Genomic DNA, 25592 nt, shown 5'->3' with positions numbered 1-25592 from the left:
TTAATCGATTCCACCTTTTACATATTCCCTTAACCTTCACCTTAGACTTATCTCTACCCTTCCCGTTCATATTGCATAATTAACGCATCCGTATTACTACTCGGCGCCTTATCGTTACCAGTGGGGATTGAGTAATAGTTTTTACGCGTATGAATGATTTTAAACCCCAGCTTCTTATATAGCGCTATGGCTTGAAAATTATCAGCACGAACTTCAAGGAGTATTCTTTCAAGGTTATTGTTTTGCATACTATCTATTAACACTTGTAGCAACTTTATCGCTAAACCTTGACGTTGATAACTTGGGTGGGTTCCAATACGTAATACTTCGGCTACTTCGAATACCATACTAATAATACAGTATGCCATTACCTGCTTATTAGCATTTTGCTTTATGCATGTATTTGAATTTACATCTTCAGCAAGGTCAGTATTTTTATCAGTATCAGTATCAGTATCAGTATCAGTATCAATTAGAATGTCATCTGCTAGAACACACCAACACTGATTTATGTCTAACTTCAATAGCTCTTGAATTAGTTGATAGCTCCAGCTATCGAATTGAACCAGCTTTTCTATTTCAATAACTTGCTGCAACAGCATCATATCAACTTTATGCGCTTTAATTTGATTAGCAGTGATCTGATAAATAGAAGGTTTGGGAAAATTTTGCATAGACCATACTTCACTTATTAATATATATAATATTTAACGAGCTTATTCTTTAAGCTTAATGTCTATAGTCGGCGAACTTATAAAGAGTCACGGTGTTAACCTCGTTAAGCCTACTCCAGTAGTACTTGCACTCGGTTGCCTTGTGACTACATTAAAGTTCTTTGACTATAGTATAAAGCAGAACAGAATGAAGTTAAGCCATAAAAAAAGCCTTCAACATAGCGTTGAAGGCTTTGGATCAAGATAGCGCGTGTCTTAATGTATTACAGCTTGCTTGTCAGCTCAGGTAGCGCTTCAAATAAGTCTGCTTCTAAGAAGTAATCAGCAACGCTTGCAATCGGTGATTCTGGGTCATTGTTAATGGCAACAATAACTTTAGAATCTTTCATACCTGCTAAATGCTGAATAGCGCCTGAAATACCAGCAGCGATATATAGGTTTGGTGCAACGATTTTACCCGTTTGACCAACCTGCATATCGTTAGGTACATAACCAGCATCAACAGCAGCGCGCGAAGCACCAATAGCAGCACCTAATTTATCAGCTAATGGCTCGATGTATTTAGTAAAGTTTTCACCATTTGCTAAAGCACGACCACCTGAAACTACAATCTCAGCTGAAGTTAACTCTGGACGATCAGATGCAGCAAGCTCTTCTTTAACAAAACTTGATTTACCCGCATCATGTGAGTTATCGAGTTGTTCAACAGTAGCTGAACCACCCTCTGCATCAGCAGGATCAAAGGCGGTTGTACGTACAGTGACAAGTACTTTATCTTCAGAAGTCTTAACAGTTGCTAAAGCGTTACCGGCATAGATAGGACGCTCAAACGTATTGGCATCAATAACTTGCATAATATCAGTAATCATACTGACATCCAATAGCGCAGCAACACGTGGCATGAAGTTCTTACCATTGGTAGTTGCAGGCGCTATAATGTGGCTATAATCATCAGCAAAATCTTTCACTAACAAAGCTATGTTTTCAGCCAATTGATATTCGTATGCTGGGCTATCTACACAAAATACTTTAGAAACACCTGCAACTTTTGCAGCTTCTTCAGCTACTGGATGACAGCCTGAACCTGCCACTAAAATATGAATGTCATCACCCATCTGTGAGGCAGCGGTTACCGTATTTAAAGTGGCTTTTTTAAGCTCTTTGTTATCATGTTCTGCATATACTAAAATTGCCATGAGAATATAATCCTTTCAAAATTTAATATGGGTTTATGAGGTTAAGCGATAGAATGAGGGCAGTATCTTAAATAACTTTAGCTTCATTTCTTAGCTTGTCGACTAACTCATCAACTGAACCCACTTTAATACCTTCAGAACGCTCAGGTGGTGGCGTCACTTTAATGACTTCTTGCTTTGATGACATATCGACACCAAAGTCCGCTGGGGTCTTTTGATCTAATGGTTTTTTCTTAGCTTTCATAATGTTAGGAAGCTTCGCATAACGTGGCTCATTAAGACGAAGGTCAGTAGTAATTACAGCTGGTAATGGTAACGCAACCGTTTGTAAACCACCATCAATTTCACGGGTAACATTTACAGTGTCGCCCTCGACGCTGACTTCGGAAGCAAATGTACCTTGACCGATACCCATTAGCGCTGCAAGCATCTGACCTGTTTGGTTGTTATCATCATCAATAGCTTGCTTACCAAGTAAGATAATATCAGTCTCTTCTTGTTCAGCAATACCTTTAAGAATCTTAGCAACTTGAAGCGGATAAGGTTTGTCATCAGTTTCAACTAACACACCACGGTCAGCACCCAACGCTAAAGCAGCACGAATCTGTTCTTGGGCTTCTTTAGGACCGATTGATGCGACAATAATCTCGTCAATAACGCCAGCTTCTTTCAAACGTACTGCTTCTTCAACCGCAATTTCACAAAAAGGGTTGATAGACATTTTTGTATTGCTCAGGTCGACACCTGAATTATCGGCTTTAACACGAACTTTTACGTTATAGTCAATAACACGCTTAACAGCGACTAATGCTTTCATACGTTCCTCGTTTATTATGTTATGAATTATCTTAGAATAAAAAAATTATATGGCTTTCATTACTAACTCTATAATATCTAGAATATTTACAAATTAAAATTTCAATTTGTAAGAGTTTAATTAACTTCTACATTCCGAATACTATTCATCATTTATTTAATTAATTAAGGTGGTATAGATAGAGCAGGTTATATATCCACACAGTTGCAGAGATGAAATGATAGTGAATAAGGTGCACAAATAATTATTATTTATTGAACGTCAATATATTGCGTGACAGGCTTTGATAGGTCAAGCTTTCGACGTGAATAAAGGGTCATAAATTCTTAATGACGCTTTAAATAGGATTTTCATTAAAATATTTTGTAGCCACCTAGGTGCAACTTTCCAAATTGACGTTATTCTAAACAGTATGAATAGCCTTAAATATTTATAAAAATTACGCAAAAAAAGACAACCTAAAGGTTGTCTTTTAAATACATCATCATCTATTTAGATAATTAATGTATATATCATTAGGTATTACCTAAAGAAATTATTCAGCTTCGATTTGCTCAGCTTGTGGACCTTTTTGGCCTTGGCCTAGTACGAAAGATACTTTTTGACCTTCAGCTAGGGTTTTGAAACCACTACCTTGAATAGCACTGTAATGAGCAAAAACGTCTTGACCACCATCGTCTTGAGCGATGAAACCAAAACCTTTAGCTTCGTTGAACCACTTAACAGTACCTTGAACACGTTCTGACATAACTTTTCCTAATATATAATTGATTTAACTATAGTCATGATGCTTAGTAGATTAATTACAAAAGTAATATAACCCGTATAAGCGTAATTTAGAGTAGTCTTAATTAGAATATGACTAATCTTGGTTCTAATCACTAACTCTAATAAATAACTACTTATTTACACTTCTACTTAAACGCAGTCATGTTTGAACAACTAGCATTGCTAATCATTCAAAAAGTAACTTACTTACTGTCAGATAGTATAACAGCTTTAAACCGCTTATCCTAGTTTTATATGAGGTAATATATAATCGATATATATGCTTTTCGTAATAATGATGTAACCTTTTAAATTAATTGATTCATCTACTTATTAAATGATAGTAAGGATGTCATGAGTACTGCCATACATAAGAGCGCATAACACATAGCAAAAGACTGGCTAAACGCTATATACGATTTAGGAATGATGAGCTTATCAGTCGACTCAGGCATACCACCTTTGCGTAAGAGCCGAGACCCATATATCCAGCCAAAAACCGTATATATAATATAAGCAAATGGCACAGCCTTTTGTATTGATTCTAAATCTAGCCAGTAAATAGCCACTATTGATACGAGCAGCCACAGCGTCTCTATTGCCGAACTAATGGCGAATAACTTAGACTTTGGTAATTTGCCTTGCGTTTTTTTGAGCATATTACCTTCAATAATAATCAGCAACGCGACCAAAGCACTACAAGCGATGTAAATCAGTGCAAGATTAGTTAGCGTAATATCTCGTATCTCCATTATTTAATAATATCCTTTTCATTAAGTGTTTGAGTAGGCACGTCAATATTGTCGTTTCATTAAAAAACCCACATGACAATTTAGCATGTGGGCCTATATTTTACGTATAAATTATATATTACATAAAAATCGAGAAATAAACATTTAGCTTAAATTTTAAGCCTGCTTGTTTAAGATGATATTAATGAGAAACTAGTTCTTATCTTTATCAATGATTTTATTACCACCAATCCATGGCATCATACCACGCAGCTTAGCCCCTGTTTTTTCGATTTCATGATCAGCATTATTACGGCGACGCGCTGTCATTGATGGATAATTTGTTGCGCCCTCTGTAATGAACATCTTAGCGTATTCACCAGACTGAATGCGCTTTAAGGCATGACGCATGGCTTCACGAGACTGCTCATTAATAACTTCTGGACCTGTTACGTATTCACCGTACTCAGCGTTGTTACTGATTGAGTAGTTCATATCCGCAATACCGCCTTCGTACATAAGATCGACGATAAGCTTAAGCTCGTGTAAGCACTCAAAGTAAGCCATTTCTGGTGCATAACCTGCTTCTGTTAACGTCTCAAAACCCATCTTAACAAGTTCTACAGCGCCACCACAAAGTACCGCTTGCTCACCAAATAAGTCAGTCTCAGTTTCATCTTTGAAAGTAGTTTCGATAATACCTGATCGACCACCGCCAACTCCAGCTGCATAAGATAATGCCACTTGTTTAGCTTGACCTGAAGCATCTTGATAGATAGCGATAAGATCTGGAATACCGCCGCCTTTAGTAAATTCAGAACGAACCGTGTGACCTGGTGCTTTAGGCGCTACCATGATGACGTCTAAATCTTCACGCGGTACAACCTGATTATAGTGAATAGCAAAGCCATGAGCGAATGCTAAGGTTGCGCCTTCTTTAATATTTGGCTCAATAACGTCTTCGTATAAAGATTTTTGGAACTCATCTGGCGTTAAGATCATAATTACTTCAGCAGATTGAACAGCGTCAGCAACTTCAGCTACTTTTAAGCCAGCATTTTCAGCCTTCTTCCAAGAGCCAGAGTTTGCACGCAACCCAACTGTCACATCAACGCCTGAATCTTGTAAATTCAATGCGTGTGCATGACCTTGAGAACCATAACCAATAATGGCTACTTTCTTACCTTGGATGATTGATAGATCACAATCTTTATCGTAATAAACGTTCATAATTTGTCCTTTAATAAACTTTCAAATTGATTTGAAATTAATGAATGATAGGGTAATACAAGTGTTATTTATCTGATTATACGTGCTTATCGTGTCATGTTATAAAAAATAATTGTTTTTAGCACTATTCCTAATTATTTACTTTTTATACATCAGTTGCTTTTTTAATCCAATTGCATTTATACGCAAATAAAAAAATTAAATCATAAGGATAGTTAAAATACACCCATGACTTTGAATTTATACACTAAGCGTACGCTCGCCACGTAAGATACCAATCACACCTGAACGCACCACTTCTAGAATACGTTCACGCCCAATGACTTCTATAAAGCCATCAAGTTTTGCTTCATCGCCTACTATTTGTAGCGTATAAATACTTGAGGTAACATCTACAATTTGCGCACGGAAGATATCAGCACTACGTTTTACCTCAGATCTTGCACTGCCTGTAGCTCGTACTTTAATGAGCATTAGCTCTCGCTCTACATGGGCATTGTTTGTTAAATCAATAACTTTAATGACTTCGATAAGTTTATGCAAGTGCTTGGTGATTTGTTCAATCTTATCGGTACTGGCATTGGTCGTTAAGGTTAAGCGAGAGATAGTATCATCGTCAGTCGGTGCGACGTTAAGGGTTTCGATGTTATAACCACGTTGTGAAAATAGCCCCACTAGACGTGAAAGCGACCCCGCTTCGTTTTCCATAAGTACAGAAATTAAATGTTGTTGCATTAGGTACGCTCCCCTTTTGATAACCACATATCGCGCATAGATTGTCCGGCCACTTGCATAGGATAAACATGCTCGTTACGATCAACATAAACGTCAATAAAGACCAGCTTATCTTTCATCGCCATCGCTTCTGCTAGTTGTTCATCAAGCTTTTCAGGATCAGTAATTTTAACACCAACATGACCATAGCTTTCGGCAAGTTTTACAAAATCTGGTAGAGACTCCATATATGATGATGCGTGACGACCTTCATACAACATATCTTGCCACTGTTTTACCATACCTAGCTGGGCGTTATTTAGGCATAATATCTTAACCGGTAGTCCGTATTGGAAACAGGTTGATAACTCTTGAATATTCATCTGAATAGAGCCTTCACCCGTTATACACACTACATCACGCTCAGGTGCAACCAGCTTAGCGGCCATTGCGTAAGGCAAGCCAACGCCCATTGTGCCAAGACCACCAGAGTTCAACCACTGACGCGGCTCATCATACTTGTAATACAAGGCGGCAAACATTTGATGCTGACCCACATCACTGGTGATAATTGCTTTACCATCGGTAAGCTCATAGAGTTTTTCTACCACTGCTTGAGGCTTCATGCCGTTCTCGGTACTGGTATCAAAACGTAGTCCATGCCGTTTACGCCACTCATTAATCTGTGACCACCAGTCTAATAGTGCAGGTTGGTCTAGCTGCTTGTCATCACCTTCTAACAGATCATTCATATGAGTTAGAACCGCTTTTACATCCCCTACAATAGGAATATCGGCATTAATCGTTTTAGAAATAGAGGCAGGATCGATATCTATATGAATGATAGTAGCGTTTGGACAGAACTTTTGAACGTTATTAGTGACTCGATCATCAAAGCGTGCGCCAACGGCTAATATCACATCAGCATGATGCATGGTCATGTTCGCTTCATAAGTACCGTGCATACCTAGCATACCAATGAACTGACGGTCAGAGCCTGGGAAGCCTCCAAGACCCATCAATGTATTGGTAACCGGTAGATTTAATTTGTGCGCAAGCTCAGTCAATTCTTTATGTGCATTGCTCAAGATAACGCCGCCACCTGCATATAGTACAGGACGCTTTGAGGCAAGAAGCGTTTCAATCGCCTTTTTAATTTGGCCTGTATGACCTTTGACAGAAGGCTGATAAGAGCGCATGTTTACTGACTTTGGATAATTGTATTCAAACTTTTCATGCGGCGCTGTTGTATCCTTTGGAATATCAATAACAACTGGGCCCGGACGGCCAGATTGAGCAAGATAGAATGCTTTTTTAACAATCTCTGGTATTTCGCTGGCATGTCTCACCTGAAAACTATGCTTAACTATAGGACGAGATACGCCTACCATATCCGTTTCTTGGAATGCATCATCACCAATCAGATATTTAGGTACTTGTCCAGAAATGACTACCATAGGAATTGAATCCATAAAGGCAGTGGCAATGGCAGTGACGGTATTGGTAGCGCCAGGGCCTGATGTGGCTAAGACAACGCCTGTATTACCCGTTCTACGTGAGTACGCATCAGCCATATGTCCAGCAGCTTGCTCATGACGTACCAATAAATGCTCAATGGTGTCTTGTTTAAAAATTGCATCATAGATATGCAATACAGCACCACCAGGGTAACCGAAGATATATTCTACGCCCTCATCTATAAGAGATTGAACTAGCATTTCACCCCCTGACAGCATAATTGGCCCTTCGCCATGCTCTAGGAGTTCACGCTTTTTACCAAAGTTAATTGCAGCGTGTGCAGTTTGTGTGTGCCCTGTCATATTAGGACTTTGAGTTGTTTGAGTCACTGTCATCACCTTTATTTATTGCGGGATGTTTTAATGTTTTGAAAGCATAAAAGCTTCCAAAAAACATATTTTAAACGGTTATCTCAAATCATATCTAGCTTAATTATTAGCTCTATAGACATGACAAAAATACCATCAGGCATTAGCCATGTGATATACGGATAAAGGTTCAGTGAATAAACTATACTCTAGAAGAGAGCTCTTACGTGTCATCTTATAATCACGAATAGTCAGATTAAGCAATCTGTGCTATCTAATAGAGATGACGTAAGACAGTTTTAAGAATTTAACGAGATTTATGCACGGTTTAAACAATACGTAAGTAAAGCTTGGTACACAATACGGGTTAAAAGGTATAACTATTTATACCCACCACTCCGAATATACAAAACTATTGTAAATCCAGACTGGCAACTTAGCCACTGTAGACCGATAAGTCCTTGAATTGAACTAGCACATAAAATCGTGCTATTCAATCATCACATTAAAAGTTAACACCATAATGGGGATGGTAATCCAACATCGGTAGTTACTTTAAGTTACCTAACTCGGTAGAGCAGGATAACTGACTAATCAAAAAGCCCATGATGTTATGTTTTGATTGTGTTGTCAACTAAATAAATTTAATAGGGCGTCAAATGTTTATTTATTTAACATTGAGCGCATCGGTATCGTTATTGACTCTTTTAAGGCGCTAGAGTCTGATCTCAGGCGCTAGGGTCTAATCTCAGACGCTAGGGTCTAAAACGAATGAGTGGCTAAATCGTCTAACCTACTGGCGTACCAATCGACTCGGTAATGGCAGTAAATTCATATCACTGACTCTACAAGGATTGATGTCTATACCACCACGGCGTGTATACCAAGCACGTACTATCAAAGTTTCTGGAACATATATTTGGGTTAAATCGCTGAAAATTTGTTCAACGCACTGCTCATGAAAGCCATTGTGCTGACGGTAGCTTAGAATATATGCCAGTAAACTTGCTTTATCGATTGTACTTTTAGAGGTCATTTTAATGCCTAACGTACCCCAATCTGGTTGATTGGTCACCGGGCAATTACTGCGTAAAAGATTTGAATACCATTCGTACTCAATTACTTCTGAGCCCACGTTACCATCCTGACTTTTAAGTAAGCTAACATCTGGATGTTCAACCAGTTCGGCTTCTATATCTGTGTCATCTAAAGCATCATCAATGCATTCACCCTGCGGATGGGCTATCAAGAAGCCTGAATGATGCGGATCATCTTTGCTAATCGTATCAGGATGAAACAAATCCACATCGACAGCGTCTTCAACGCAAGCTGACAAATCGCTTGCAATGGTTTGTTCAACAGCTTCCCAACTCGCAAACTTAGTGAAATTTAAACTATTGAGATAAAGCTTTAAAGATTTGGATTCTACAATATTAGTAGAACTCGCAGGAATGGTAAATCTTGCAATAGCAACCTGCGTCACGCCTTGATTGTTAAGCCAAGACACTTCAAAAGCATGCCACCAATCAACACCTTGCTTAAGCTTATTGGAATGCCAATTAATTTCATTTCGGCCTTTAGATCGGGGTATGGAATAAAGCGTATCTGGCTGATAAGTGGTCGGGTAGCTTGTGCTCTCTCCTAATACGCCATGTATACTCATAAAAATTCCTACAATAGATATCGAATATGGATGTTATTAGGGTCTGTTGAACATTCAAATGTGGAACTGGCGGTGGCTATTTTTTAGGCAATATGCAGGGAAATTTTTGACGCTTAGTCATTCTAAGTTAAAAAATTTCGCAATATATTGGCAAAAAATATACCCGCCCCGCAGGGCTGATGCTAAAATTGTCCCAAACGTTGTTGTAACCCTAGCTATGGTCCAATACGCTTCGGGCATTATCGACGATTTACGCCTAGTCTGGAACAATTTTAGCTATCAGCAGTCCTAATATTTGAATGTTCAACAGACCCTAAACGTATTTGCTATAAATTCCAAAGTGCAAAATACAGTTAAAGTTACAACCTAATGCGTGAGCCATCTTGTAACTGACGATAAGCGATCACGTAAAAAATAAGACAAAACAGAAAAATAGCAAAAATGGAATACCACACATTCACATCAGAATAACCCAATATTCCATAGCGAAAAGAATTAACCATATAAACTATTGGGTTTAATAACGATACGTTTTGCCAAAATGAAGACAAATTCTCTAAAGAATAAAACACACCGCCTAAGTACGTCAGTGGTGTCAGTACAAAGCTTGGAATAATAGAGATATCATCAAATGAACGCGCAAATACCGCATTAATAAACCCACCTAATGAAAATAACACTGAGGTGCCAATGACTGTAAATAGCATTATGAAAAAATGCTCTATACCCAGCTGGGTGAAAAACTGAGCAACGATAGAAACGATCAACGCGATCATTAACCCTCTAAAGATACCGCCACTAATATAACCTAACAATATAGAATGCTTGGACACAGGTGATACCAACAGCTCTTCGATGCTGCCGTGGAATTTTGCACTAAAAAAGCTAGAGACCACGTTTGAGTAACTGTTAGTAATGACTGACATCATAATAAGACCGGGGACAATAAACTGCATGTAAGGCACGCCGCCCATTTCACCGACACGTGATCCTATCATCTTGCCGAAAATTACAAAATAAAGACTCATGGTAATCACTGGGGGCAGCAACGTCTGAGGCCAGATCCGTAAAATACGCCGAACTTCTTTGATAAGAATGGTGCGAAAAGCAATCCACTTTTGCGACAAGCTCAAGCCTTCATTGTCGTTAGGCTTACGTACTGTATCTTCGTTTGCTGTCTTTTCGTTTACTGTATTTACGTTTGATGTATTTTCATTTAATGCATTACGTTGCAAATCACTCATAGTCCCGCCTCCTTCATACTGTCCTTACCTTCTACCCCTTTTTCGACCAAACGCATAAACAACTCTTCAAGACGGTTGGCTTTATTTCGCATACTCGATACTTCAACCCCTTGCAGGCTAAGTTGTTCAAACACACTATTTAATGACTCACCTTCGGTGAGGGTGACTTCAATAGTTTGCTCATCGGGTTGGGTGACGGCGGTTATGCCGGTTAACTCTATGGTTTTAGTGTAGGGTTTATGCAAATCAAGAACAAAAGTTTCAACTGACAATTGCGCTAATAAATCCTTCATTTCCGTATTAATACGAATCTCACCATGATCTAAAATCGCAATTCGGCGGCACAATTGCTCCGCTTCTTCTAAATAGTGAGTCGTCAAAATGATGGTTGTATTTTCTTCCTCATTTATCTGCTGCATAAAGTCCCACATCGAACGCCGTAGCTCGATATCTACACCTGCGGTAGGCTCATCTAAAATGAGTAATCTTGGCTTATGAATAAGCGCACGAGCAATCATTAACCGGCGTTTCATACCACCTGAAAGCTCCCGTGCTTTGTTATCACGTTTATCCCAAAGACCCAAAGCAGTTAATAACTTTTTGGCTCTAGGCTTAGCGTCTTTAGCGGCGATTCCAAAGTAGCCTGCTTGGGTAAGCAGTATGTCTTGTACCTTTTCAAACTGATTGAAATTAAACTCTTGCGGCACGATACCTAAATACTGTTTGGCAATAGAGGGCTGTGTTAACAAGTCTGTACCAAAGATAGACACACTACCTTCTGTAGGCTTAAATAATGAGCTAATAATGCCTATCATGGTGGATTTACCAGCGCCATTGGGTCCCAATAAAGCAAAAAAACCGCCTTGAGGCACCGTTAGACTGACATCTTTAAGGGCGGCAAAACCATTTCCATAGACTTTGGTTAGGTTCTTAACTTCTAAGGCAGGCGTAGAATGAGTCATGGGATCCCTATTTCAGAAAGTTGTTTGTTAATGTTAGCTTTTTATTCGCTCTAAATGGCTAATGGCTCTAAATTGATGTTTGTTCACAATGACAATTTGCTCAAAACCAAGTCGCTTGACACTCATTGTTTCCGCATAACGTCTTAACTGTTTGTAGTGATGTTATACGAGTTGAGAGGTATATGGAGATAAAATTACTGAATTAAACCTTAGCGTTTATAAGATTAGTACAACGCCAAATAATTAAATCCCTAATCAGCTATACGTAAAAATTTTAGCCACAGACTTTAAATCAAATCATCTAAATAAGTATTATTTGAACCTGAATAACTTGAGTAAAGAACTAGAACCTAAAAAATCCAAATAAAAACAACTTAAACAATAAACAAAAAGGCACTTACCATAAAGTAAGTACCTTGATTGATTATTGACTTGGGTACAGCCACTAATGCCCTATCTTATCGTTGTTAATAAATCACTTAGTTTAAGTTCAGTATAACAACGGTAAAGATGAAGGAGTTATTAACTAGACTGTTCTATCATGAAGTCCACAGCATTGGTAACTTCTTCATCAGGAATGTCCGCACCTCCACGTGCCGGCATATTACCGCTCTCACCTTGGAACCCATTTATAGCATGATCATAAAGCGTGTCTGTGCCTTTAGCAATACGAGGTCCCCAAGCGCCACTGTCTCCAATAGGAGGCGCACCGGCTACACCCGTTGCATGACAGGTTTGACATACCGCATTATAAACCGCTTCACCATCGCGAGGATCATCCGCAGAACCCGCTGAACTTGAGACTAAAGTAATATCACAGTTTTTATCACCAGCAAAACAAACGTTGCCATAAGGGCGTATACGATCAATTAAATTAGGATATAGAGCAATTAGTTTTTGAACATGCGGTGGATCCTGAGGAACTTCAGCTTCGGCTTCTTGAGTAGCTTCAGCGTCAACTTCTTGGTCAGCTTCTACATCACCAGTGACTGCCGCCTCGTCAGTAGCTTCATTAGTTTCACTATTAGAAGAAATGGCTGCCGTGCCTTTAACATCAGCAACTTCTTTAGACTGTGTGGGAAGTTCGACCAGATCGTCCGCTTGAACCATAGAATAACTGGATAGACCAAGGATAGCAGCGGCGGTTAGCATCGCGATTTTTTTCATGCGTCACAATCTCATTTTAGAGCAACATTTCTGGGATAATCTACCAAATAAAGTAGTTAATAGGCCTGGAAAGTCGCGTTTGATTAGAAGAATTAATCAAAAATTATTAATAACTAAGTATCATAAGCTCTTTTCCCTAATATTATAAGGGTAAATAGCATTTAAAAGCCATATTTGTATAGTGACTCTTTCGACAAAAGATAAAATTGCCAAATATCTTCTTATTAAAATGTATAAAAAACTCTACTAAACTCTATTTAGTCGAACACTATTTATTAAGTCTAACTTTTATAACCTTATAATGTAGCAAAAAATAGTTAAGCTTGCATCCAATACCTACGGGTTATGTTATTTAGTATAATCGAAGGTTAACATTGGTTTTATGACAGAGTTTTGGTAAACTACACGGCTCAAATCATGCGCTTGTAGCTCAGTTGGATAGAGTATCGGTTTCCGAAGCCGAGGGTCGTGGGTTCGATTCCCGCCAAGCGCACCATTATAAATTTTCTCATCCTATTTATTTAACTTCGTTCTATTGTTTGCTCAAATCCTCTTGTTCACGTGGCCATACATTTAGTCGATAATGGTGTAGACAGATAACACAAATAAATAGATAAATACCTTCCTCTCCCTCAACTCTTTTCTAAGCAGTGGCTTTAGCTCAGCTTATTTGGTTAAAAAATAAGTTTTGATGGGCTAAAAATCAGCCTGCATTTGACTGTAATAAGTTATTTTGGGGTATATTTACACAACACAACACCTATCACTGATATAAACCTATTGAACCCACTAACCTTATACATCTACTTGCCTTTAAATATAGCATGACGTTTTTCTTTAAATGCACTTATGCCTTCTACTTTGTCTTCAGTAGAAGACAGCAGCGAAAAGGCTTGACGCTCAAAATTCATGGCTGTCTCTAACCTCATTTATACCGAATTGTTCAAGGATCGTTTAGCTTGACTGATTGCAAATGGGCGTTTCTAGCGATTTTGGTAGCGATCGTCCTCGCTTGCTCCAACATATTGTCATCAGACAAGTCTATCATTACGCTCCAATCATACATTTTGGATGCTGGCATTATCTCCCCTGTATAAACCATCCGCGCTGCTCTATCTTTACCAATCAATCTAGGCAAAATTTGCGTGCCCCCTGCCCCTGGTATAATGCCTAACTTGAGCTCTGATGGGCCAAACTTTGCATCAGTATGTGCTACTGCTAAATCGCAAGAGAACAATAACTCCATACCACCGCCCAGACAATTACCTTCAATAGCCGCTAAGGGAGTGTTGCATTGCCTAATGCGGCGCCATGCTGCCATGCGAGGATCAAGTAAGGCTTGTTTTGGACTCAGTGTCGCAATTTCGTCTATAAACGATCCTGAGTGGAAACAACCCTTAATCGAAGTCACCGAAAAATATCTAAAGGATTTGAGTGATTTAGGACTGGATGCTAAAGGCACTTATGAATCAACATAAGCTGCTAGTGCGGCTTGTGAAGTGTAAGTTTGAGGGTCGTATTTAAAGATGTAGTACAGTAACAATATTTACCTTAAAGTTTTCTTTCATGTTTTATTTAACGGCCTCTGCAAATCATTAAAACGCTTAGCTTAATATTTAAAAATGATTAGAGTGTGTCCCTATTTGGATTATGTGGCTAAAAATGAGATAGGTTTTTGTCAAACACGAATAATTTCGAAGATAATATAGGCATATTAGCTAGAAATTAAACAAAGTTTGGCGAAAGTATAGCCATTTTTAGACCATAACTTATTTCATTTGCAAATAGGGACACGCCCTAGGTTATAAAGCTATCAAGCCTGCGAATTTGAATAACCTCATAGACGTGTGGCTTCAATGCTTTTTTTATTTTTCATGTGCAATTCAATTAAATTTGTACATGACACCTGAATTAATTAGGGCGTTAAAGAACTTTAAGCTTGTAAGTTTATGCCAAAGTTTTTGAGTACATTTAAAAGCTAAGGCGTATTCACCATGCCAATTAACTCAATCTTAAGCTCATCCTTACTTGGCATACTATGAAAATTAATCACTGTTATATCACCAAGCTTACGACGACCCAATGCTGCGTTTTTATCCAGTGTTAGCATCGCAACTTTTTTTGAGCCAGTTTTTAGCATCAATTGATGATTCTTGACGGTCGCATTCAAAGATGGAAATAAATTGACTACGCGTTTTTTTAAGGTTTTTAATTGGGAATTCGAAGCGTTACTAAACTCCCCCACTTTACTTCTAAATTTTGGCGATGCAGATGATGCAGACTTAGCGTTCTTAGTATTCTTTAAACCACGTGACCGCTTGAAATTGTTAAGTTTTGGCTTTTTAATTAATGCCAATGTGAACAACACAATCAAAGTAACTAAGATAATACTCAGTAACAGGGTTCCACTAAATTCATGATTCATGACGCCTCCAAATCTGTTACTGTATTAAATAGACAGTTATTAAATAGACAACTAATAAATGAACAACTGCTTTAATTCATTTATACCAAATTTTATGACATTAAGTACATTATGAATAAATTATCTAATCATCATACTGCTTCTGACATTATAGCCACATCAGAGCGCATTTGTATATTAACAGGTGCGGGAATATCCGCTGAAAGTGGCATTCCTACGTTTCGTGATAAGCAAACTGGACTTTGGGAGAACTATCGTGCCGAGGATTTAGCCAACATCGAGGCTTTTGAGCGTGATCCTGAAATGGTTTGGACCTGGTATCAGTGGCGACGCGGATTGGTAAAGGACAAGCAGCCTAACCCCGCTCATTACGCAATAGCGGACTTGATGACCTGGGCTGATACAAATGATAAGACTGTCTATTTAGTTACCCAAAACGTTGATGACTTGCATGAGCAAGCAGGAGCGAAAGCTACCCATTTACATGGCCATCTATGGAAAAACAAGTGTAGTAATTGTCATAAAGCTTATGATGCACCTATTGATTACGACAACGAACAACTTTTTAGTTGTCCTGAATGTGGCGGGAACATTCGCCCAGATATTGTTTGGTTTGGTGAAATGCTTCCACAAGATGAATGGCAGTTTGCTGAACATGCAGTTAATCACTGTGATGTATTTATAAGTATTGGTACATCAAGTTTGGTATATCCCGCAGCAGGATTAGCACAAGTAGCAAAACAAAACGGTGCTAAACTTATCGAGATTAATTTAAATCCCACTCAAAATCCTATAATAGATGTGGTTCTAGAAGGTAAAGCAGGCGAAGTACTGCCCAAATTGGTAGAAAGCTTATAGGTATTCGTTTATAAATTACTATTTATTATAGATATCTGTTTATAAATAACAGCTTGTAGATATAGTGACAATTTAATAGCTGCTTTCTGAGAGCTACTTTTCGTTATTGATAACTACTTTAGAAATACAACTGTATCTGATAATTCATTACCCTCTGGATCATGCTCAAGATGATAGTGCTGTCTTAGTAATTGACCAATCTCTTCAAGTAAGTCCGATAGGCTCTTTTCGACATTACCTTTTGACATACCCGCTATGGCTTTGTCACACATCGCTTGCCATACCGTTGGGCTTACATGGGAGTTGATACCCCTATCAGCTACAATTTCGAGGGTATGCTCACAGATATTAACGTACACGAGCACGCCTGTATTTTCTTCTGTATCCCAAACACGGTACAAACTAAACAGATCTATCGCACGCTCACGGCTACCAATGCGGTATGCCATATTTATCGGAATATGATTCTCTATAATTAAGAAAACTTCGCCACGGTGACCTTTTTCAGCTTGTGCGACATTTGCAGTTAATCGCGATAGAGCCTCATTTGAAACCCAGCGATTATGTAATATAGGTACAAACAATGCTTGTCGCCACCACCTAAAAAAGCTAGGTTCATTAAACACGTCATGTCCCTCAGCAATATTAGGATGCGTTAAGGGAACATCAGTGTTGTTATCTTGATGATTTGGTGATTGCTGTGATGGGTGTTGCATAATTCGCGTTACCTTAAGCCTAAAGTCTACTTCAATGTGATTAGCGTTTAATTAATTTATAAACAATAAATATGTGGTTTATTGGTATGGTTGTACGAACATGGCTTGTTAGCCTATAAACTGTTCACATATGAGCGATTCGCTGTTAGCATATGTTCGCTGTTTGCATATGATTGTGATCACTACCACGATCCGCCAGCACCGCCGCCACCAAAACCGCCGCCGCCGCCGCCGAAGCCGCCACCACCAAATCCACCGCCGCCGAAACCGCCACCACCCATGCCGCCGCCAAATCCGCCACCTGGGAAGAAAACAACTCCGCCACGTCGACCGCCACCACGGCCCCCTCTTCCACCACCTTTCCCGCCACCGCGAGAAATTAGAAAAAGCCATAAGAAAAAGGCTAAGAATAGAGTCGTGATAAATCCGCCACCGCTACTCAGTGACATTAATATAAAGCCACCTGTAGCAAATAAAGAGCCTAATATACGACCAAAAACTGACGTCAAAAACATACCAAAAATAAACGCAATAATTAAAGTGCCAAATAATGAGGGCGCCTCTGCATCCATGGCTTGACCTCGTTGGCGCTCTTTTGCGAGTTCATCAGATTGGGCTAATATATCTGGATCAGCCACTAACCGCTCTTCAATACGGTTAATTCCTTTTATAAGACCGCCGGCATAATCACCCTGCTTAAAAAAGGGTGTGATATCCTCATCTATAATACGATTAAGGGCAGCATCAGGCAGCACACCTTCAAGCCCATACCCTGAATGTATATAGACATCTCGATCATTTACTGCCACCAATATGAGCAACCCATCGTCGGTTGCGGCCTCCCCTAACTCCCAGCGCTCGGCAACCTCCAGACTATACTGGAATATATCCATACCATTGGTCGATGGTACGGTAACTAACGCCGCTTGCGCTAATCCTTGATCATAAATATTGCGTAATCGTTGACTGAGAACTTGCTTTTCTTGAGGGGATAAAATATTGGCTTGATCAACGACAGGCGAGTTAAGGATTAATTTATCATTATCGACACTCTGCGCCGTAGACTGACGCGGCGCAGGACTATCCGCTGCTACTCCAGTTGATGAATCTACATCATCCGTAGAAGCTTCTCCAATTTCGGACAGGTTAGGCAGGTTGTCTCTAATAGCTTCATTGCCTAGCACAGCATCATTGATTGCTTCGTTCTGTCTACCAGCTTGGGTAATTGCAATCAAATCTTCGACACTTTGGCTTGACTGTACGCCAGAGTTATTTGTGTTATCTAGAGTATTTACATTATCTACGCTCTGATTTGCAGTCGCCGTCGCAGTGTCAGCATAACTTAAAGGCATGGCAAACAAACTAGCGCCTATTAATGTAATGATTGACAAGCGTTGCTTTAAGTTTTGCATATTAATCGTTACCACCTAAATTTATAATGCCATTACCATAAAACTAGTATATGAATAACTGTATTGACTTGAAGCCAAGACTCAGTGAACATTTTCAATGAGTGTCTACAGTAATAATATGCTTTTAAAATTAGCTCAATGAAAAAGTTTTTTTAAGTTAAGACCAACTTTAAGGTTAGACGCTTGATCATATATAGAGTGAAAAGGAGGTAGTACAATGCATTTGTAATATCGGTTATACAAACAAGTTCTATCTAATAACGCGTATTACTTTATAAATTTGTCTAATTTTTAGACTACCTCTTTTCACTCTTAAATTGAAACCAACCTTTGCATTAGTTTATTTGTACAAGCAGGTTATTCCCCAAAATTAACTTCTGGTGCAGTCGATATCGCTGCTTCGTTTTCAACTGTAAAATTAGGCTTGGTGTCCATACCAAATACTTTGGCAGTAATATTAGTTGGGAATTGACGTACTGTTGTATTATAACCTTGGACCTGCTCAATATAACGGTTGCGAGCGACGGTAATACGGTTTTCAGTACCTTCTAACTGTGCTTGCAAGTCTTGGAACAATCCATCTGATTTGAGCTCTGGGTAACGCTCTGATACTGCCATCAAGCGAGACAGGGCGCCCGACATCTGCGCTTGAGCTTCTTGATAGTTCTCCATCGCTTCAGGATCATTTAACACCTCTGGTGTTAGCTGGATACTACCCGCACGTGATCGCGCTTCAGCAACTTGGGTAAACACCTCTTGCTCTTGATCCGCATATTGCTTCACAACTTTAACTAAGTTAGGTACCAAATCATCACGGCGCTGATATTGGTTAACCACCTCAGACCATGCTGCAGTAACTTGCTCGTCCTGAGCTTGAAGATTATTGTATCCACAGCCGGATAAGCTAACCGCAGAAGTAGCGATGGCGATAGATAGCATTAATGGTTTAAAAATTGATTGACGTGTCATATTAAATTTCTCCAAATCTTAAGCTAAAAATATTAAAGTGAACTTAACGCTAATGAGTACTAATAGTAAATATAGGGACTGTAAATTTTGGATATCAATATTGTGCTCAAAACCCTATCCACTGAATAAATTGTAAGATTAACTAAACTTTACTCATCATGAACCTTATAAGCAGGAGTTTATTAAGTTTGATGATGTTTTTATAGCTTTAAATCTATACAAAATAACTGATATAACCATATTTAATTTAAAAATAATCTGGCATTTTTGTTTCTTTTGTGGCAAATTAAAGTTACGTAGTGGTAAATTTGTGTAACATTTGAACAAATACTCTTACATTGACACAGGTTTATTTCGAGTGGTGTTTGTGTTTATCTAATTGCATTGATGGGTTTTTTAGATTCTATTAATTAAATAAGCGCTGTACACCTATGTGATTTAATTTAGTTGAACATTCCAGACCCGTTCAATTTTCTACACTAGGATAGAACTATGGAAGGCATTGTTAGTGCTTTAAATGGCATTATTTGGAGCCCAGCGCTCATCTATCTGTGCTTAGGCGCAGGTTTATTTTATTCAATTTTAACCCGTTTTGTTCAGGTTCGTCTTTTTGGCGAGATGATTCGTCTTTTATTTAAGCGTAAACCTGATAACGATGGTATATCCTCATTCCAAGCACTAGCGGTGTCATTAGCTGGTCGTGTTGGTATGGGTAATATTGCAGGTGTTGCCGCTGCCATCGGCTTCGGTGGTCCAGGTGCGGTATTTTGGATGTGGGTTGTAGCTTTTTTAGGCGCTTCAACTGCTTATGTAGAATCAACGCTTGGTCAGATTTATAAAGAACGTGATGTTGTCACCGGTGAATACCGCGGTGGTCCCGCTTATTACTTCGAAAAAGCTTTGGGTCAAAAATGGTATGGCATTTTGTTTGCGATTGCCTCGATCATTGCTTGTGGTATTTTCTTACCAGGCGTTCAGGCGAACGGTGTGGTTAACGCCGTCGCACAAGTTGCTGGTGAAGGCTCTGCCATGAACTTGTTTGGTATGGAAGTCGGCTCTACCCGTATTATTGCACTTGTTATTATCCTTGCCGTGCTTGGTTTTATCATCTTTGGTGGTATTCAGCGTATCGCCAAATTCACCGAATATGCCGTACCTTTTATGGCGCTAGGTTATATCATACTCGCACTGCTTATTATGTTTACTAACTTTAGCATGGTGCCTGAAGTGTTCGGTATGATTATTGGCGATGCCTTCACCGCACAAGCTGGCTTCGGTGCTGCTATTGGTTGGGGTGTTAAACGTGGCGTTTACTCAAATGAGGCTGGTCAAGGTACAGGACCACATGCTGCGGCGGCTGCCTCTGTTGATCATCCTTCTCAGCAGGGTTTGGTACAAGCGTTCTCAGTATATGTTGACACCTTATTGGTTTGTTCTGCAACCGCCTTTATGATTTTGTCGACTAATATGTATAACATCCAAGGTGAGTTACCAGACGGTGAATTTTTAGTTCAAAACGTTGCTGCGGATACAGCTATAAGCTCTCCATCATTTACGCAAATGGCGATGGAATCTGTTTACGGTACATTTGGTAATACCTTTATTGCAGTTGCTGTATTCTTCTTTGCTTTTACTACTATTTTGGCCTACTACTATATTGCTGAAGTTAACATCTCTTACTTAACGCGATTTGGTGGTAAGAGTGCAACCAAGGGCGGCTTATTCGCCGTTAAAATTGTCATTATGTTTATGGTGGCCTATGGTGCGCTAAATACTTCAGGCTACATTTGGGGTCTTGGCGATGTTGGTGTTGGCTTAATGGCTTGGTTAAATATTATCGGCATTATCATTATCTTCTTTGTGGCTCGCCCTGCACTTGACATTCTTAAGGATTACGAAGCTCAGCTCAAAGCAGGCGGCGGTACGACTGCTAAGCGCTTTGTGTTTAATCCTGCTAAGTTTGGCATCAAAAACGCCACTTACTGGGAAGAGCGTCATAAACAAGCGGAAGCTGCTAAGCGTAAAGATGTTTTATAATACTTAATTTATTAAACATGTTTTAAATCAGAATATTCAAATCGTTTTAAAGCCCAATATTAATATATTGGGCTTTTTGTTATTTGCATGAATAATTTTACCTCTAGCCTGATCCTATTTGAATATCACAAGACATCATCAAAATAGGCAAATATATAACTCAAATGCGGCAGGAACGCTTAATATGCTAAACTAGTAGTTTATAAATACTATTTTTATCAATTTTAATATGCGTATATAAAATAAGACCTTATTGCCCCTATTGAGCCGCTATTTTACTAATATTTTATTTTTATAAGAAAGCCCTATGACGACCTGTGCACATCCTGAACATAACCTAGACAACGCTGCTCCTCAAGACAAAACACACAAACAGCACAACCCCGATAATTTTAACCTTATTCCGCCCAGTGAGTTGCCATTTAAAGACGAGCAACTTACCGCTCGCGCACGCATTGTTGCCGAGCTTGATAAACGTATTTTAATGCTCGATGGCGCTATGGGTACGCAAATTCAGACCTATAAATTACAAGAGGCGGATTATCGAGGCGAACGTTTTGCCGATATTGAGCAAGACGTACAGGGCAATAATGATTTGCTGGTACTGACCCAGCCGCAAATGATTAAAGAGATTCATATTGACCACCTAAATGCTGGTGCGGATATTATTGAGACCAATAGCTTTAACGGTACGCAGATTTCGATGGCAGATTATGACATGGAATATCTGGTGCCTGAGATTAACCGTGAGGCGGCACGACTTGCTCGTGAGGCTGCCGATGAGTTTACCGCTCAAAATCCAGATAAGCCCCGTTTCGTGGCAGGCGTGATTGGTCCTACGTCGCGTACGTGCTCGATATCGCCCGATGTCAATGACCCTGCGTTTCGTAACGTCACCTTTGATGAGTTGGTCGACAACTATACCGAGGCAACGTATGCGCTGATTGAAGGCGGCGTTGACCTGATTTTGATTGAAACTATTTTTGATACGCTAAACGCCAAAGCGGCGATATTTGCAGTCACGGGCGTGTTTGAAGCGTTAGGGTTTGAGCTACCGATAATGATATCAGGCACGATTACCGATGCGTCGGGGCGTACGCTGTCTGGGCAAACCGCCGAAGCGTTTTATAACTCGATTCGTCATGCCAAGCCATTATCGGTTGGCTTTAACTGTGCGCTCGGTGCCGATGCGTTAAAACCACATATCCAAACGTTATCGGACGTTGCCGATACTTATATCTCAGCACACCCTAATGCAGGTCTGCCTAATGAATTTGGTGAATATGACGAGACGCCCGAAGAGACTGCCGCTCTGCTAGATGGTTTCGGTAAATCAGGCATCTTAAACATCGTCGGCGGTTGTTGTGGTACGCGACCAAGCCACATTAAAGCCATAGCAGATATGATGGCAAAATACCCTCCACGCAAAATACCTACCATTACCCCTGCCTGCCGACTATCTGGTCTTGAGCCGTTTAACATCACTAAAGACAGCTTATTTGTTAATGTGGGCGAGCGCACCAACGTTACCGGATCAAGAAAATTCCTACGCCTCATCAAAACAGGCGAATTTACCGAAGCATTAGAGGTGGCATTAAATCAAGTTGAGGGCGGCGCACAAATTGTCGACGTCAACATGGATGAGGGCATGCTCGACTCCAAAGCGGCTATGGGGCATTTCTTAAACCTTGTCGCCAGTGAGCCGGATATCAGCCGTGTACCGCTGATGATTGACTCGTCTAAATGGGACATTATTGAAGAAGGCTTAAAACGCACGCAGGGCAAAGCGATTGTTAACTCTATCTCTTTAAAAGAAGGGCATGATGAATTTGTCGAACGTGCCAAGCTGTGCATGCGCTACGGTGCCGCCATTATCGTTATGGCATTTGATGAAGACGGTCAAGCCGACACCTACGAGCGTAAAATCGAAATCTGTAAACGCAGTTATGACGTACTTGTCGATGAAGTGGGCTTCCCCAGTGAAGATATTATCTTTGACCCCAACATTTTTGCGGTCGCCACTGGTATCCCCGAGCATAACAACTACGGCGCCGACTTTATTAATGCCACCCAATGGATAACCGACAACTTACCCAATGCCATGGTATCGGGCGGTGTCTCTAACGTGTCGTTTAGTTTTCGTGGCAATCCCATCCGTGAAGCCATCAATGCCGTGTTCTTATATCACGCCATTAAAGCGGGGCTGACCATGGGTATCGTCAACCCTGCCATGCTCGAAGTATATGACGAAATTCCAAAAGATGCCCGTGAAGCCATCGAAGATGTGATGCTGAATCGCAATCAAGGCGAGAGCGGTCAAGACGCCACCGAACGTCTCATGGATGTGGCGGAAAGCTACGTTGCAGGCGGTAAAAAGAATGATGGTACGGTGGACTTATCATGGCGTGAGCAATCGGTTGAAAAACGTATCGAACACGCTTTAGTTAAAGGCATCACCACCTATATCGATGAAGACACTGAAGAGGCACGCCTAAAATACCCCAAACCGCTACACGTTATCGAAGGTCCACTCATGGACGGCATGAACGTGGTCGGTGATTTATTTGGTGCCGGTAAAATGTTCCTACCGCAAGTGGTGAAATCTGCCCGTGTGATGAAACAATCGGTCGCTTGGCTAAATCCCTATATCGAAGAAGAAAAGGTCGAGGGTGAAGTCAAAGGTAAAGTGCTCATGGCAACGGTTAAAGGCGATGTACACGATATTGGTAAAAATATTGTGGGCGTGGTGCTCGGCTGTAACGGTTACGACGTGGTTGATTTGGGCGTGATGGTGCCGTGCGATAAAATCTTAGACACCGCTATCGCAGAGAAATGCGACATCATCGGGCTGTCGGGTTTGATTACCCCAAGCCTTGACGAAATGGTATATGTTGCCAAGCAAATGCAAGAGCGTGGCATGACGCTACCGCTGATGATTGGCGGGGCGACCACTTCCAAAGCACATACCGCAGTCAAAATCGAACCCAATTATCAAAACGATGCGGTTATCTACGTCACCGATGCCTCTCGCTCAGTAGGCGTGGTCACCAAACTGCTGTCAAAAGAACACCGTGTCGAGCTCATTGCAGAGACTCGTGCCGAATACGAAAAAGTACGTGCCCGCCTTGCCAACCGTAAGCCTAAAGCCGCTAAATTAAGCTATGCAGACGCTATCGAAAAGGGCTTCCAATTTGATTGGGACAGCTACACGCCACCTGTACCCAACACGCTCGGGCAAGTCATCTTAGACGACTACCCTATCGACAACCTACTGCCATACATTGACTGGACGCCATTCTTTATCTCATGGGGACTCGTGGGTAAATACCCGAAAATCTTCGATGACGATGTGGTTGGCGAGGAAGCCAAAGATTTATTTGGTAACGCGCAAGACTTACTACGCAAAATGATAGACGAAAAACTGGTCATTGCCAAAGGCGTGTTCAAACTCATGCCGGCACGTCGCACTGGTGATGACACCCTAACCGTGTACGACAAAGCGCCTACCGATGGCGGACAACCCACCCATCACTTTGAGCACCTACGCCAGCAGTCGGACAAAGCCAGTGGCAAGCCCAATTATAGCCTAGCCGACTTTATCTCACCGTCGGACACCATTACCGACTATCTCGGCGGATTCACTGTGTCTATCGTGGGCGCGCCCGAGCTTGCGGACAAGTATAAAGAAGCAGGCGATGACTATAATGCCATCATGGTTCAAGCCCTGTGTGACCGCTTAGCCGAAGCCTTTGCTGAGCATCTACATAGTTTGATTCGTACCGAGTATTGGGGTTATCAGCCTGACGAGAACCTGACCAATGAAGAACTAATTAAAGAGAAATACGTCGGCATCCGCCCTGCCCCCGGCTACCCTGCTTGCCCTGAGCATACCGAAAAAGGCAAGCTGTTTGATTGGCTCGATACTACCAATGCCATTGGCACGACCTTGACCGAGAGCTTTGCCATGTGGCCAGCGTCATCTGTTAGTGGCTTTTATTATTCACACCCTGAAAGTGTGTATTTTAATGTGGGTAAGATTGGGCGTGACCAGTTGGAGGACTACGCCAAGCGTAAGGACTGGGATATGCAGACGGCTGAGAAGTGGTTGAATCCGAATTTGGCTTAGGGTGAGTTGAATAATAAATAAACGGGCTTCTTTATTTTAAGTCCGTTTATTTGTAAT

At 40.4% G+C, this 25592-nt stretch carries 20 protein-coding genes and 1 tRNA gene; 4 read left to right on the top strand and 17 right to left on the bottom strand.

What is annotated here, in order from left to right:
• Positions 1-53: 53 nt before the first annotated feature.
• From rimI to AC21OH_RS01605, 12 genes are all read right to left on the bottom strand, one after another.
• Positions 54-674 (bottom strand): ribosomal protein S18-alanine N-acetyltransferase, encoded by a 621-nt coding sequence (gene rimI, locus AC21OH_RS01660; RefSeq protein ID WP_487370890.1) that lies wholly within the window; start codon positions 672-674, stop codon positions 54-56.
• A 263-nt stretch (positions 675-937) separates the two neighbouring features.
• Positions 938-1870, bottom strand: a complete 933-nt coding sequence (locus AC21OH_RS01655) for an electron transfer flavoprotein subunit alpha/FixB family protein (RefSeq protein ID WP_487370891.1) — start codon at positions 1868-1870, stop codon at positions 938-940.
• Between the two features lie 67 nt (positions 1871-1937).
• Positions 1938-2687, bottom strand: a complete 750-nt coding sequence (locus AC21OH_RS01650) for an electron transfer flavoprotein subunit beta/FixA family protein (RefSeq protein ID WP_486536410.1) — start codon at positions 2685-2687, stop codon at positions 1938-1940.
• Positions 2688-3222: 535 nt separating this feature from the next.
• Entirely contained in the window at positions 3223-3435 is a 213-nt protein-coding gene (locus AC21OH_RS01645; protein ID WP_486536411.1) for a cold-shock protein, read from the bottom strand.
• 346 nt (positions 3436-3781) lie between these two features.
• Complete coding sequence (locus AC21OH_RS01640) at positions 3782-4207, bottom strand: hypothetical protein (RefSeq protein WP_487370892.1); 426 nt, start codon at positions 4205-4207, stop codon at positions 3782-3784.
• Between the two features lie 192 nt (positions 4208-4399).
• Positions 4400-5416: a ketol-acid reductoisomerase gene (gene ilvC, locus AC21OH_RS01635; protein ID WP_487370893.1), complete on the bottom strand. Its 1017-nt coding sequence runs from the start codon at positions 5414-5416 to the stop codon at positions 4400-4402.
• A 240-nt stretch (positions 5417-5656) separates the two neighbouring features.
• On the bottom strand, positions 5657-6151 hold the full coding sequence (gene ilvN, locus AC21OH_RS01630) for an acetolactate synthase small subunit (protein WP_487370894.1): 495 nt from the start codon (positions 6149-6151) through the stop codon (positions 5657-5659).
• Positions 6151-7866 (bottom strand): acetolactate synthase 3 large subunit, encoded by a 1716-nt coding sequence (locus AC21OH_RS01625; RefSeq protein ID WP_487370912.1) that lies wholly within the window; start codon positions 7864-7866, stop codon positions 6151-6153. Before AC21OH_RS01625 ends, ilvN begins: the two co-directional genes overlap by 1 nt.
• An 883-nt stretch (positions 7867-8749) precedes the next feature.
• The gene (gene queF / locus AC21OH_RS01620; protein ID WP_487370895.1) at positions 8750-9619 is read right to left on the bottom strand and encodes an NADPH-dependent 7-cyano-7-deazaguanine reductase QueF; all 870 of its coding nucleotides are present in this window, start codon (positions 9617-9619) and stop codon (positions 8750-8752) included.
• 359 nt (positions 9620-9978) lie between these two features.
• Positions 9979-10752, bottom strand: a complete 774-nt coding sequence (locus AC21OH_RS01615; RefSeq protein ID WP_487370913.1) for an ABC transporter permease — start codon at positions 10750-10752, stop codon at positions 9979-9981.
• Between the two features lie 107 nt (positions 10753-10859).
• Positions 10860-11825, bottom strand: coding sequence for an ABC transporter ATP-binding protein (locus tag AC21OH_RS01610; RefSeq protein ID WP_487370896.1), 966 nt, complete (start codon positions 11823-11825; stop codon positions 10860-10862).
• A 522-nt stretch (positions 11826-12347) separates the two neighbouring features.
• Positions 12348-12992, bottom strand: a complete 645-nt coding sequence (locus tag AC21OH_RS01605) for a c-type cytochrome (RefSeq protein WP_487370897.1) — start codon at positions 12990-12992, stop codon at positions 12348-12350.
• 419 nt (positions 12993-13411) lie between these two features.
• On the opposite strand from AC21OH_RS01605, the gene AC21OH_RS01600 reads away from it, so the two are divergent.
• Positions 13412-13488: transfer RNA gene (locus AC21OH_RS01600), tRNA-Arg, on the top strand.
• 447 nt (positions 13489-13935) lie between these two features.
• Here the strand turns inward: AC21OH_RS01600 and AC21OH_RS01595 are convergent.
• Together AC21OH_RS01595 and AC21OH_RS01590 are read right to left on the bottom strand one after the other, a co-directional pair.
• Complete coding sequence (locus AC21OH_RS01595; protein ID WP_487370898.1) at positions 13936-14403, bottom strand: enoyl-CoA hydratase/isomerase family protein; 468 nt, start codon at positions 14401-14403, stop codon at positions 13936-13938.
• Between the two features lie 567 nt (positions 14404-14970).
• Positions 14971-15417, bottom strand: a complete 447-nt coding sequence (locus AC21OH_RS01590) for a hypothetical protein (RefSeq protein ID WP_487370899.1) — start codon at positions 15415-15417, stop codon at positions 14971-14973.
• Positions 15418-15528: 111 nt separating this feature from the next.
• On the opposite strand from AC21OH_RS01590, the gene AC21OH_RS01585 reads away from it, so the two are divergent.
• The gene (locus AC21OH_RS01585) at positions 15529-16275 is read left to right on the top strand and encodes an NAD-dependent deacylase (protein ID WP_487370900.1); all 747 of its coding nucleotides are present in this window, start codon (positions 15529-15531) and stop codon (positions 16273-16275) included.
• 113 nt (positions 16276-16388) lie between these two features.
• Here the strand turns inward: AC21OH_RS01585 and AC21OH_RS01580 are convergent, their stop codons facing one another.
• The 3 genes from AC21OH_RS01580 to AC21OH_RS01570 form a co-directional block, all read right to left on the bottom strand.
• Complete coding sequence (locus tag AC21OH_RS01580; protein ID WP_487370901.1) at positions 16389-16991, bottom strand: TPM domain-containing protein; 603 nt, start codon at positions 16989-16991, stop codon at positions 16389-16391.
• Positions 16992-17173: 182 nt separating this feature from the next.
• Entirely contained in the window at positions 17174-18403 is a 1230-nt protein-coding gene (locus tag AC21OH_RS01575) for a TPM domain-containing protein (protein WP_487370902.1), read from the bottom strand.
• 357 nt (positions 18404-18760) lie between these two features.
• Entirely contained in the window at positions 18761-19372 is a 612-nt protein-coding gene (locus AC21OH_RS01570; RefSeq protein ID WP_487370903.1) for a LemA family protein, read from the bottom strand.
• Positions 19373-19864: 492 nt separating this feature from the next.
• Between AC21OH_RS01570 and AC21OH_RS01565 the strand changes: the two genes are divergently transcribed.
• Positions 19865-21409 (top strand): alanine/glycine:cation symporter family protein, encoded by a 1545-nt coding sequence (locus AC21OH_RS01565; protein ID WP_487370904.1) that lies wholly within the window; start codon positions 19865-19867, stop codon positions 21407-21409.
• A gap of 307 nt (positions 21410-21716) precedes the next feature.
• Complete coding sequence (gene metH / locus AC21OH_RS01560; protein ID WP_487370905.1) at positions 21717-25535, top strand: methionine synthase; 3819 nt, start codon at positions 21717-21719, stop codon at positions 25533-25535.
• The last annotated feature ends 57 nt before the right edge of the window (positions 25536-25592 follow it).

It is taken from the genome of Psychrobacter sp. CX10 (assembly GCF_057621575.2).
Note: the sequence above shows the minus strand (reverse complement) of the source record. Positions and strands in the feature narration are given on the sequence as shown.